Source organism: Fictibacillus phosphorivorans, from assembly GCF_007673525.1.
In the GTDB taxonomy this organism is placed as follows: domain Bacteria; phylum Bacillota; class Bacilli; order Bacillales; family Fictibacillaceae; genus Fictibacillus; species Fictibacillus phosphorivorans_C.
On record NZ_VDZU01000001.1, the window covers coordinates 2,664,237 to 2,677,411 of the forward strand.

Annotated in this window: 5 protein-coding genes; all 5 read right to left on the bottom strand. The window is 40.0% G+C overall.

Annotated elements, in window-relative coordinates; genetic code table 11:
• Positions 1–18: 18 nt before the first annotated feature.
• Positions 19–3,420 (bottom strand): AAA family ATPase, encoded by a 3,402-nt coding sequence (locus FS458_RS13300; protein ID WP_144701251.1) that lies wholly within the window; start codon positions 3,418–3,420, stop codon positions 19–21.
• Positions 3,417–4,598, bottom strand: a complete 1,182-nt coding sequence (locus FS458_RS13305; RefSeq protein ID WP_144701253.1) for a metallophosphoesterase family protein — start codon at positions 4,596–4,598, stop codon at positions 3,417–3,419. The genes FS458_RS13300 and FS458_RS13305 overlap by 4 nt, the downstream gene beginning before the upstream one ends.
• A gap of 11 nt (positions 4,599–4,609) precedes the next feature.
• Positions 4,610–8,347 carry a helicase-exonuclease AddAB subunit AddA gene (gene addA / locus FS458_RS13310; RefSeq protein ID WP_144701255.1) on the bottom strand — a complete coding sequence of 1,246 codons (3,738 nt, stop codon included), beginning with the start codon at positions 8,345–8,347 and terminating at the stop codon, positions 4,610–4,612.
• Positions 8,344–11,847, bottom strand: a complete 3,504-nt coding sequence (addB, locus tag FS458_RS13315) for a helicase-exonuclease AddAB subunit AddB (protein WP_144701257.1) — start codon at positions 11,845–11,847, stop codon at positions 8,344–8,346. The genes addA and addB overlap by 4 nt, the downstream gene beginning before the upstream one ends.
• Before the next feature lie 203 nt (positions 11,848–12,050).
• Positions 12,051–13,124: a GGDEF domain-containing protein gene (locus tag FS458_RS13320; protein ID WP_144701259.1), complete on the bottom strand. Its 1,074-nt coding sequence runs from the start codon at positions 13,122–13,124 to the stop codon at positions 12,051–12,053.
• Positions 13,125–13,175: the final 51 nt, after the last annotated feature.

Here is a 13,175-nt window from a genome sequence, read left to right on the forward strand (position 1 = left end):
GCCTTGCATCCTTTTCATTTACATCTGATCCAATCTCACACGTGTTCCTCTGCCAGAGTGCTCTGCAGGTTCTACAATCAGTCTTTTTGTTAATCTCGCTTTTAATTCAGGAACGTGGGATATAACTCCGATCGAAAAATTTTCCATCCTAACTTTTTCCAAAGCTGTTACAACTGTATCTAACAGCTCTTGATCAAGTGTACCAAATCCTTCATCAAGGAAGAAAAACTGAAGAGGAAACTTCCCTCTTAGCTGGATTTGAGCAGAAAGCGAAAGTGCTAGTGCAAGTGACGTTAAAAATGTCTCTCCTCCAGATAAAGAGGTGACAGGGCGTTTGATTCCTCCGTTGGCATCATCACGAATAACAAAACCTCCCGCTGAATCTACTTCGATCGCATAACGTCCACGAGTAAGTTTAGCAAGCCTGCCAGACGCATCGCGTGTTACAAGATGCAATTGCTCTTCAGCCATGAATTCAACAAAAGCATTTCCACGGAACACACCTTGAAGTTTACCTAATTGCTCTAGTAAATTAGAGACCTTTTTCTTTTCTTTTTCCAGTTCTTTGTAACGTGCATGATTTTTCTCAACCATCATATACCTTTGTCGCGCTTCTCCAACAGCCTCATGCGTATGGTTCATTTCTACTTTGAGACTTTGCAGCTGGCTTTTTGCCGATTCAACATGTTGACCGGTTAGAATTTCCTTAGGGAGCTTTTCTTTTATCGCATCTAATGCCATAGCATTTGACTTACAGCGATCTTGATAATCTTCTATCAGCTTTTCCCATTCCAACTGAACTTGCTCATCTTTTAAACAGTTTTCAAAGTCTTCATATGATTGGAAATCTGACTTACTTAACTGTTTGTTCCATTCTTGTGTTGCTTTTTCTACTCTGGATTCAGCAACATTCTTCCTTTGAACAGCAGAATGATATACTTTATCACTCTCTACGTACTGCTTTTTAGCATTTTCATATTCTCGTTCGGAATGAATGAATGATTTCTTCAGACTCTGCAACGCATCTTGTACATCCTCAAGAACTCTTTGAGCTTTTTGATCGCCTACTCTGTTATATAGCTTTTCTTTAATATCTTGAATTTCTTTTTGCAGCATTTCGTGTTGTTTAGAAGAGACAGATAAACTCGTTTTCAACTCGGATTTTTGCTCTTTGGCGGATTCCATTTTTTTCGTTTGTGTTTCTAGAAATTCTTCTGCAATATTTAAACTTTTTACGATATCCGTTTGGCGACTTTCTTTTTGTTGAAATCGTTTTAGCTGCTCTTTAAGCTCCTCTGATGAAAAGGGAATCTCTGCTTGCTCCCATTCCGATTGAATATGATCTATTTTTTTTGATATCAAAAGGAGCTGTTGTTTTAACTTGTTAGTTGTTTCATCATTATTTTCAAATGAAATAGAAATTCGTTCATATTGTTTTTGATCATCTTCTAATTTAGATAATAACTTCTGCATGCGTTCTTCAATCAAAAGCTTATCTTGCTTAATCCCTTTTACATTAGCTTCATGATCCTTGAACTGTTCCAAAGAAAACGCTCTGATTTCTTCTTTCTCAATTGTGATCGTGATTTGATCTGATGCAGCAGTTTCAGCTTCAGCAAGATTAAGTTTTTTCCATAGCGTTTGGGAATCCTTTTCAAGTCCTTCACTTAGGTGTTTCAGCTCATGATAGTTTTCCTTCAAACGTTCAATCGCTTCTTCTAATTCGTGAATACGCTCGTTATCATGTTCAACATTTGCATGCATTTTGTTCGGTGATGGATGGATTGTTGAACCGCATACCGAGCACGGTTCGTTTTCTTTTAATTCTCTAGAAAGCTGTGCAGCCAAATGGCTGATTCTTATTTTTTCTTGTTCGTTTTTCCATTCACGCAATTTATCCATCGAAACTTTTGAAATCTTTTCGTTTGTACGCAGAATTTCAGACACTTCTTCATACATTTGCTGAATATCGTTCAGCACTTTCTTTCCTGCATCGTAACTTTTGACTATTGTTGAACTGATCTGTTTTTTTGCTTTTTCTGCAGAAGTCTTTTCAGCTTCTGAAACGGAGATTTCTTTTTGTATCTTTTTCTCTTCATCACGAACATCTTCTAATCTTTGATTAAGCAGAATAGCTTTTTGATATATACGGCGATCATTTTGTGTGATTTCAATTTGAGATAATTCTTTCTTTAAAGCAGATTGTTTATCTTTCCCACGCTTAAGAACTTGCGTGGCATCATACTCAGCTCTCTCGCATTCTTCGTACAGTGTCACCAATTGTTTATGCTTTTCCGTTTCGTTCTGCAAAATCTGATTTTTTCTTTCTAGATCCTTTTCCCAGTCAACTGCTTCTCTTAATCCACTTCTTTTTTCGATAAGAACAGGCTCATCCTCGTTAATCGCCTTCTTGGCTGATTCATATTTCTTTTCAAGCTCTTCAAGAATGGTCTGAAGTTCTTCAGTCTGCTTCTTTAGCTGCTCTTGCTCTTGGCAGACTTTTTTCTCATCAGCGAGTGATTGTTTCCACTCGGTCGCATAGGGAGCAATTTTGTCTGCATAGATAGCTTTCTTTAAATCCTGTTGAACACGTTCCATAGGGATTTCCTGTTTCTTCAGTTCGTTTCTCTCTTCGATCAGCTTTTCATTTTGAACTTGAGCATCCCAGTATACCTCAAGGGTTTTGAGATTCTCTTCTTGTTCTTTGTATTGTTTTGATACTTTTTCTAACTTTTTTTCATTTTCTTTTAGGTGAGCTAATGCCTGTTCTAACGTTTCTAAGGAGGCTTCACCCAGACCGGTTTGCTCTGCTGTGATTTCATTCAGGCGGTTTTTTTGTTCATCTGACCGTTTCTTTAGCTTTTGATTTAATTGGTCTCCGTACTTTTCAAGTTGGAACAGACGTTGCAGCATCTGTCTTCGATCAGCACCTTTAAGGGATAAGAATTCAGCGAATTTACCTTGAGGCAGAACGACCGCTCGCGTAAAGTCATCGATAGTCAGTCCGATCAGCTCTTGAACAAGACGCGTTACATCTCGTTCTTTGTCGGCATGAACGATAGATTCACTGTCCACCACCTCAATTAATCGACAAGTACTTGTTCGAATGGAATGTTCACCACTTCGTTTAAATATGCGCTCCACACTGTATTCTTTTTGCTGAGCACCTTCACCTATCTGAAACGTAAACGAAACAGACAGTTTATCTTCAGCCTGATTCATGATTCCGTGTGTTCCACCAGCCGCACGTTCCACCTTTCCATAAAGAGCTAGTGTCACAGCGTCTAGAATCGTGGACTTCCCGCTTCCAGTCGGTCCAAATATACCGAAGACTCCGCCAGAACAGAGTTCATGAAAAGGAACGGATTGTGCTTCTCGAAAACTTTGCAAGCCTGAAACAGTTAATGCTATTGGTCTCATTCTCGTTCCTCTCCTCCTAATTCCCCTTCTCCAACAAGATCAAGAAATAAGGAGATCAGCTCATCGTCTGGCATCGCTCCCCCTGTCTGTCGCTTATAAAACGTTGTAAACAGTTCATCAACAGGCAATTTTTGAGCAGATACAGAGATTTGTTCTCCGGACTTTTCTTGATACACAGGTTTGATATGAACAATGCCATCATGTGATTTTCTAAGTCGTTGAATTTCTTCCATCGAAAGTGCATCATCTACATGTATGGATAGATCAATCCAGCAATTTTGGTGCAAACCAACTTGAATTCCTTGAAGGACCTCCTGGATCCCATTCTTTGCTTCCCATGATACTAGTGGTTTTCCCGAAGTTAGATGAAGCTCTTCAACTTCTGCAATACCGTTTGGTTCAACGTTAATAATGGACACAGATTTTGCTTGTCCACTTTCAGAGAAACTATAAGATAGGGGAGAACCTGAATACCTTGCATCTGTTTTTGCTCGTTTGATTCGTTGTGGACGATGCAGATGGCCTAATGCCACGTATTGAGCTGAACTCGGAAGACTTTCTGCAGCTACCGTATACGCACCACCAATGTGAACAGGTCGTTCAGAATCGGTTTCCTTGCTTCCAGCGACATAAAGATGACTCATCGCAACATGCACGTTTCCTGGCTTAAATTGATTGGTGATCTGTTTAAAATACGAGTCCACCCAATCATCATATTGAGTTCTTACATCTAATTCTTCAGCAGATTCACTTAGTAGTACTTTTAGTCTTGATTCAGAAGGATACGGCAGAGCAGCGATTTCTAAGATCTCTCCCGTTCTCTTAATCGGAACACGCTGAAGTTCTAACGTTGGCAGACCTACCAGTGTGATGCCCAGTTCTCTTAGCAGAGGGAAGGAGGCAGCTAGTCTCTCAGGATGATCATGATTTCCCGCAATCGCGATAAACGGACATTCTCCGTTTCTATTAATCCGTGATAGTGCATCATAAAACATTTGCTCCGCCGCAGCCGGAGGATTTACCGTATCAAAAACATCTCCCGCCATTAATACCGCATCTATTTTTTCACGCTGTACGATCTCTACTAGTTCGTCTAAAAAATCTTGTTGTTCCTGAAGTCTGCTTCGTCCTTCTAATGAGCGCCCAAGATGCCAGTCAGCAGTATGAAGTAATCGCATCGTATCCCTCCTTATTTCACTTGAAGAATGTGTCCACCATCAAAAAAGTAAAGATAACTTTCTTTTACTGGCTTTTTTAGTATTCTTTCAATGGCTTTTGCGTACAAATTGAGCTGCAATTCGTAACGGTTGAACAGGATCTCTCTTGCTCCTGTAAAGCCGTTTGTAAAGCGGTTCGTGATTTTGTCTGTTTTATAATCAATCAGTACATAACCGTCTTCTTCTTCTATGAGACAGTCGATGACACCTTGTACAAGAACATGTTCTTCTTCGCCTGTCCACTCTCTTTGAATCTCTGATAACGGGAGTGCCATACTAAACGGAATTTCCCGTTTTAAATCATGCTCTTTGATTCTCTTTCCGAGTGGCCCTTCTATAAACTGCTGAATCTGAGAAAGCTGAATATATTGAGCTTGTTCTCTTGTAAGCAGCTCTTTCGTTTCCATTTCTGCAAGCTGATTTTGAAGGGATTCTAATGTAGCTGGTTTTCTAAAGTCAATATGCTGCATGACCATATGCATTGCTGTACCGACTTCAGCAGCGTTCAACTGTTCTTCTTGCATAAATTTTGGCCGCTCATGTATAACTTGTTGGGCGGCTTTTACTAATTCTGTAGAACTGTATTCATCTGCTTGATATTGTTTTTTTATTTCTGTAACCGACTGTTTCGAACGGGTGTATGTTGAATTTTTATTCGTATATCGCCATTGGAGTCGACGTTCGACTTCATCAAAGTCATCTGAAGCAAGATTCACTTTTTCATAGTTCTCTAACTGCTTCAGCAACTCTTCTTGTTTTTCTTTCTCTTCCACTTCTAACTCTTCATATTGACTCGCTGGAAGAACCGCAATCTTCCAATCTGTTTCATCTATATAAACTTCACCTCTGCCTCTTTCACCTGTTCCTAGCAGCGATAAAAGGGGTTCAGCGTTCTTATGGCGGATGACTGCTCTTCCGATCCAATCAAGATAACTCTTTACACCAGCTCTTTCAAAGTCTGGTAGAATCCAGTTTTCTTCATAAAGAGAATCACTCCATGAATCCACAGATTTTTCAATGTCATTTACTGTGCCGACTAAGTACAGTTTTTCTTTTGCACGTGTAAGAGCCACATATAGCACTCGCATCTCTTCTGCGATCAATTCCATTTTCTTTCTTCCGGCGATCGCAAGCTTCGGCAATGTCGGATAAGCAATTCGGTACTCTGGATTTATATATTGAGTTCCTAGTCCGAGTTCTTTATGAAGAAGAACTTTTTCGTTCAGATCTCTTATATTGAACTGTTTGTTAATACCCCCAACGAATACAATAGGAAACTCTAAGCCTTTACTTTTATGAATCGTCATGACACGAACAACATCTTCTTGTTCACCTAAAGCTCTTGCCGCACCTAGATCTTTTCCTCGCTCCTGCATTCTTTCAATAAAACGAAGAAAGCGGAAAAGCCCTCTAAAAGATGTACTTTCATACATTTTCGCACGATCATATAAAGCCCTTAAGTTGGCTTGTCGTTGTTTTCCGCCGGTTAATCCGCCTACATAATCAAAATAGCCGGTTTCTCGGTAGATGTCCCAGATCAGATCAGAAAGAGATCCTTGTCGCGCTTGATGACGCCACTTTTCCAGCTGATCTAAGAAAGTAGAGACCTTCTCTTGAATCCGAGCGTTTTCTCCTTCAGCACGATACAGTTCTACGGCTCCCAAATAATTATCTTGTTTTTGTTTCAATCTGATCACTGCAAGTTCTTCACCCGTCATTCCGACAAGTGGCGAACGAAGAACAGCTGCAAGCGGGATGTCTTGCAGAGGGTTATCGATCACCTTCATGAGTGACATCATGACATGAATCTCCGTCGCATCAAAATAGCCAGTTGAAAGTTCAGCATAAGCAGGTATCCCTTGCTGTTTAAACTCTTCTAGTATGACTGGTGCCCATACGGAGGTTGCCCGAAACAACATAACGATGTCTTTGTATTTTGCCGGCCGCAATTTTTTCGTATGTTTATCAAGTACGAGATGAGGAGAGTTCCCCGTCGTTCCTACGATCTGTTTTATTCTTTCTGCTATAACTCTTGCTTCTAACTGGACGGTTTCAAGCTCCGATTTTTCTACTTCTCCATTTTCAAGACCTTCTTCATCTGTTACAGGCTGACTTTTATTAATAAGAAGAAGTTCTGGTTCATTTCCCTCTTGCTCAGGATAATAAGTAGCACCTAGCTTTAATTCAGCATCATCGTTGTACTCAATTTCCCCTACTGTTTCGTTCATAATCTGTCTGAACAAATAATTTGTAGCTTGCAGAATTCCATTTCGGCTTCTAAAGTTTTTTGCAAGGTCAATGCGTAAGCCGCTGCCGCCTTCTTTCGTGAACTGTTTGTACTTAGTTAGAAAAAGAAGTGGTTCTGCTAGTCTGAATCGGTAGATGGATTGCTTCACATCACCTACCATGAACATGTTTCCTGCTTCTCCATCTTTTGATACTAAGCGAACTATGGATTCTTGGACAAAATTCGTATCTTGATACTCATCGACTAGTACCTCTACAAATCTTTCTCTGTATTCTAATGCAGCATTAGATGGAACTGGTACATCCATCGTTGATCCTTCACCTTTTAATATTCCTAGGCAAAAATGTTCAAGATCACCAAAATCAACAAGAGACTTTTCTTGCTTCGCTTCAAGATAGCGTTCTCCAAACTTTTTCACTAAGGAAGACAGTTCTTTAACAACAGGAGCCATCTCTTCAATATGAACGATATACGAATCAGGATGCCTTTCAAAATATTCTTCTTTTAATGCACCTGTCCGTTTTTTAATGTTGTCTCTCATAGCTTTTACTTTATTCTTCAGTTCTTCATCTACATCTTTCCCACGAATGGCTTTTAATTTAGGAGGCTCATATGATTGAAATTCCTCATAAAGCTCACTCCAGCTATTCTTTGCACGAAGTAATCGTTCGATAAAGATGAGATCTTCTTGAAGTGTTTCGGCGTATGCAAGAGGTCCTCCTGAAAGCTCGCTCAGCTCTATCGCTCTTAATGCCAAAGATCGAAGCCCTTCTATCTGTAGCGATATATCGATCAAAAGCTCTTTCGTCCAAGGAAGATCGTCAATGGTTGCCGCTTGCACTTGGTAAGTTTCTGCCATCTGGTCTAGCCAGCCGTTCGGATCAGGGTGACTTCGAGCAAAATCATAGAGCGATAAGATTAGTTTTTGAAGTTCCATATCATTTCGGTCAGAACTATAAGCATCGACCACTTGGTAAAAAATATGGTCTTCTCCTTTGCTATACTCTTCTTCAAACAAATCCTCTATCACTTCTTGACGAATAAGTTCGGCTTCTGTTTCTTCTGCCACACGAAAACCTGGATCGAGGTCTGTTTCATAATAGTGTTTACGAAGCACCTCAATACAAAAAGAATGAAGAGTAGAGATCGATGCTTTGTTTAATAAGTTAAGCTGCCTTCTTAAGTGGAGAGATGAAGGATTTAAAGACAGTTCTTTATCGATCGCTTCTCCTATTCTTTTTCTCATTTCAGCAGCGGCAGCATTTGTGAATGTAACGATAAGCAAACGGTCTACATCCGCAACCTTTTCACGTATCATCGTGATGATTCTTTCTACAAGGACAGCTGTTTTACCCGATCCAGCTGCTGCAGCAACGAGAACATTTTCTCCTCTGGCTTGAATTGCTTGCCACTGTTCGTCCGTCCATGTTGCACCTTCTGGTTTTGGGATCAAAGTCTTCAATTCACATTTCCTCCTTCCTCATGCATTTTTTCTAGAATAACATCATCTTTTTCTGAACGAAGTTGACGGTATTGGTTCTCTTCAAGTGTTTGATCAAACTGACAAACAGGTTTATACGAACAGAACGTACAAGGTGTTTTTTTCTTCATCTCATATGGAGAGATATCAATCACTCCGTTTGTAATCCCTTCTCCACTATTCACAGCCATCTTACGTGCATGTTTTCGCATCGTGTCAAAATGCTCTCTTGAGGCTACTGATGAATGTGATTTATGAAATCCTTTTTGAGTTAGAGCGACAGGAATGATAGAAGAACGCTTTTCCATTGTACTGTCCATAAGTTGAACGGCTTCTTCCTCAGCAAGGACTAAACCTTTCATCTTGAACTTCTTTAACACTTCTTTTTCGATTTCTTCCACACTAAGCAGTTTTTTTTGATTTAAAAGCGGGTTGTGAACATGGAAATACAGAACGCCTGCTGGAACGGACTCTTCACCTAGCCAGCTTTCTGAATGTGTGACCGCAACATCTAGATAAGTCAGCATCTGCAGAGCAATGCCATGAAATAACTCTGCTAAGTTAAGTCCTGTTGAGCTGGATTTATAGTCAATCACACGCATCAGAAGTCCTTTAGAACTTTTGGCTGTATCAACACGATCGATACGTCCGATCACTTCCATCGTCGTGCCATTCGGCAATTTATAGGTTAATGGCGGCAATGTTGCACCAGAAGCGAATGCTAGTTCAAGACCTGCAGGTGTGAAACCACTCGCCTTTGCGTGCTGACTTAATATGTGCGAAGCTTTTCCGACTACTTCTTTTAACTTCTTCTTAATATAGAGATGTCTGTTGGAACTTAACAGAATCTCATGCTGAAGCTGTGGTGCCAAAAGTTCAACAATATCTCCTGCTAAGCGATAACAATCTCCCTTTGAAAGATCACCCCATGCTAAGCTTCTTTGCTGAAGTGAGTCATTCATCTGTTTTAAAGCTGCATGAAAAAGCTGTCCGATATCAGGAGCTTCAAGCTTGTACATTTGCCGTTCTTTTAACTTAAGTCCATACGACATGAACTGAGAGAATGGACATGACTGAAAAAGCTCCATCCTTGAGATGCTCGTTAAGATTTTATCGCCGTAAAGGTCTTTTGATACAGATGAACTGAGAGGTGCTTCTCGATTAAAATAGAACAGAGAAGACAGAGCACGCTTTGCATAGAAATCATACTCTTTGTCTTCGATCACCCAATTGTATACATCCCACCAAACGGAAGAGATCGGATAGCCTTTTTTCCATTCTCTAAGCTGTGCACTTAAAAAAGAGACACTTTTTATCGGATGCTGCACAAAATCAATATCATTTTGTAAAACAGGTTCGTTTTGATAAAGTTCTTCCTTTAAATCTGGGAAAAGGTCGTGCAACCGCTGTATGACCATTGAAGGCTGCATCGTTTTCCCTTCCTCGTCTGCTAGGGCATACGAAACAAACAGATGGTCACTTCCATTCGTTAACGCCAGATAGATCATAAACTGCTCATCTAGCAGCTTTCTGCGAGCAGTCGGTGCAAGCACAACACCGTTTCTATCAAGAGCTTCTCTCTCGTCTTCTGAAAGTAATCCATCGTCTTTTGGTTTTAACGGAATGATTCCATCGTTTACGCCGAGAACAAAATTTACTTTTACATCCGTGAAACGAGATCTTTCCATCGTTCCTACTAACACTTGATCTAGAGAAGGAGGAACAAGAGCGAACTTAAGGCTTTCAAGTCCTGTTTCAAGCATTTGCATCCACGTCTCTTTTGAAAGTTCTTCCTCGCCAGTCAACTCTACCATCTCATCGAGAAGACCTAACACCGCATTCCAAACTTGACCATGTTCAGATGCTGCTCGTAGTTTCCCTGCTGATTCCGCATGAATTCTCATGCGTTCCAGTTTCATCGGCACATTGAGATCTTCAAGATACTGATAAAGACTTTTACAATATTGGATGATACTTTTACTGTTTGATAGATTTTTAGATAGACGACTCAATGGAGATACAATCATATCCCGCATGTCATTGATCAGTTGTTCCTTTTCATCGTCACGTGTTGTCTTTCCAAAATCTTCTGATTCGAACCCTCTAAATCTTTTATATTTCCAAGGTTTTGGATCTGTCCACCTTTTGCCTTGGATACCAAGTGCTAACACATAGTTTTCAAGTTCATCCATACAACGTCTCATCTCAGATGTCGTTTTTCTTATCTCGTCAAGCGGATAGAGCATGTCTGTTTTAACGGCTCGAAACACGGACTCATAGCGCCAATTCTTTAAGACAATGTCTAATGAGGAACGGATCAGCTCAATCAGTGGATGGTGGAGCATAGATTTTTTTTGATCGAGAAAAACAGGTATTTCATAATCTGTGAATACCGTTTCGATCAGTGTTTGATAACTACCCGAATTTCGGACTGTTACAGCGATATCGCGATATCGATAACCTTGGTCACGAACGAGTTCAATGATTTTTCTTGCTGCTCCCTCAACTTCTGATCGAACATTTACTGCCGCCGCTACTCCAACACCTTCATGTTTGGCTGACGAGATGGCCGGTCTTCGATCATACTGATCCTCGATGTGAGCGATGGCACTTGAATTAAATTTTGGCTTCTCATGAAGATAGATCGGTTCCTCCACGAAAACACCCAGTTCTTTTGCTTGTGCTGTTAGTGACTGTATAGTCTTTTTAGTCATATAAAACAAATCTAGCTCATGAGGCTCAGATTCCGAAGTTAAGAATTCATCGGTCGTAAGTGCAATGGTCACTTTCTTGGCATGAGCCAGTAATCCCGCCGTAACTTCTAATTCTTGGGGGGTAAAAGAATGAAATCCATCTATGTAAATTTCACTTTCCTTAATGCTCTCAGAAAAAGGAATCTTAGCTTGGAGGAGACGCAGGTAATCTTCTGAATCTACATACTTCCCAATTAGTGCTTCATCCAAGGAACTCAAAATGACACTTAGATCTGACAATTTATCTTGAAGTACTTTTTTATTATTTTCTTTTTGTCCAATAGAAAGAAGTGTATCAGCATTCCGCGAAAGATCTTCTGCTGAAACACAATATCGCTTAAGTTCTGTAGTCATTAACTCAAGCAATTCGTAAAAACCACTTTGTTCAGAGGCTTTTCGAAAGATTTTAAGATCTTCTTTTTTGTGCTCGACGATTTTCCGAAGCATCATTCTTATTCCGGTAGATGTGATGTGCATTCTTGTTAAACCACCGGTCTCGCCAAGAATACGCCAAGCAAGCCTTGAGAAACTAAAGACTTGCGCACGCATCATTCCCGATAATCCTGGCGTTGTGGCTAGCTTATACTCTGATTGAAAGGTCATCTGATCTGGTACAAGATAGATGATCGGATTGCCTGAAGGACGGTCTGTAAGTTCTCTTTGAATCTCCTTAAATACAGAGTGGGACTTTCCGCTGCCGGATCGTCCCAAAATAAATTGCAAACTCATTTTTGTTCATCCCCTGTTCCGCACTTGAATTCTAACTCTATTATCTCATAATCTATTAGGACATCAAAGGCTCGTACCCCGAAAAACAACCACTTCCTCCTGGTAGTTATAGGATAGTAATAAATCGAATCATGCCCGTGAATGGTAAATTACATGATTACATGTTAGACACGAAAGACTGAGGAAAGAAAAAAGGAAAACCGCTACATCGTTAGCTGATTTTCCTTTATTCTGACCATATCTAGTTTACATGTATTTCTTCCTGCTGCTTTCGCTTCATATAAGAGCACATCTGCTCTTTGGATGATCTGTGAAGGTTTTTCGCCTTCTATATAGCTTGCAATTCCATAGCTGAGTGTAACAGGTAAAGCTCCATCATCTGACATATAAGGAAATGTTTCTAAATGCTTATTAATCGTCTCAATCGTATTTTCCACTTCTGTTCTAGATGTTGTATGGAGAATCCAGGCAAACTCTTCTCCACCATAACGATACGCTTCTCCCTCCTTTAAAGATATGAAGCGTTTAAACGTTGAACCAACAAGCTTCAGCACTTCATCACCAATCAAATGACCGTGCTGATCGTTAAACCATTTAAAACGATCAATATCACATAAAACAAGTGTAAAGGGCTTATTGTGTTTTGTGCTTTCCAAAACGTCTTCTTGAAATTTCCGATGATTCAAGAGACCCGTTAAATAGTCTTGTTCAGATTGAAGCTGATACATATTCTTCTCAAGATAATGTTGTCTTTCTTTTGAAGCAATCACACCTCCGTAAAAAGCGATCAACCATAAAAAGATGCTTTTCATTAAAAATTCAAAGTTAGAAAGCGTGTTCATATACCCGCTATCTCTTATGAAAAAGTAAGAGAGGATGACAAAACTCGCTGTTCCTACCATTAGGGCTCCCCTTAACCTCCAATATAGAGCGGCATGAATAACGATTAAATAGCCAACAGAAACAAAGGGGCTGTCAGCTCCGCCAGTTAGCTGCATCAGCCAAGCATAAGCAAGGCAATCAAAAACTATTCCACCTCTAGTAAAAACACGGTAGTACAAAGACGTCTCAGGCAATTGATGCAATACAATTTGTGTGGATGTCATATATAGGATCCCAATTATGAAGAGAATCGGAAAGGTATCCGTTTCATATTTCAGCACACTTGAAATAGGTTGATAATAAAAAACAGGTACACAAAGTATTAAGAAGAACCACCGTAGTAAAGAAGATATTGTTTCAGAACGGTGTTCAGTAATCGTAAATGAATCTTTCATGCAGTCATCTTCCTTTGCATTTTACGATCTGCTAAATCAAATAGCAGAAAG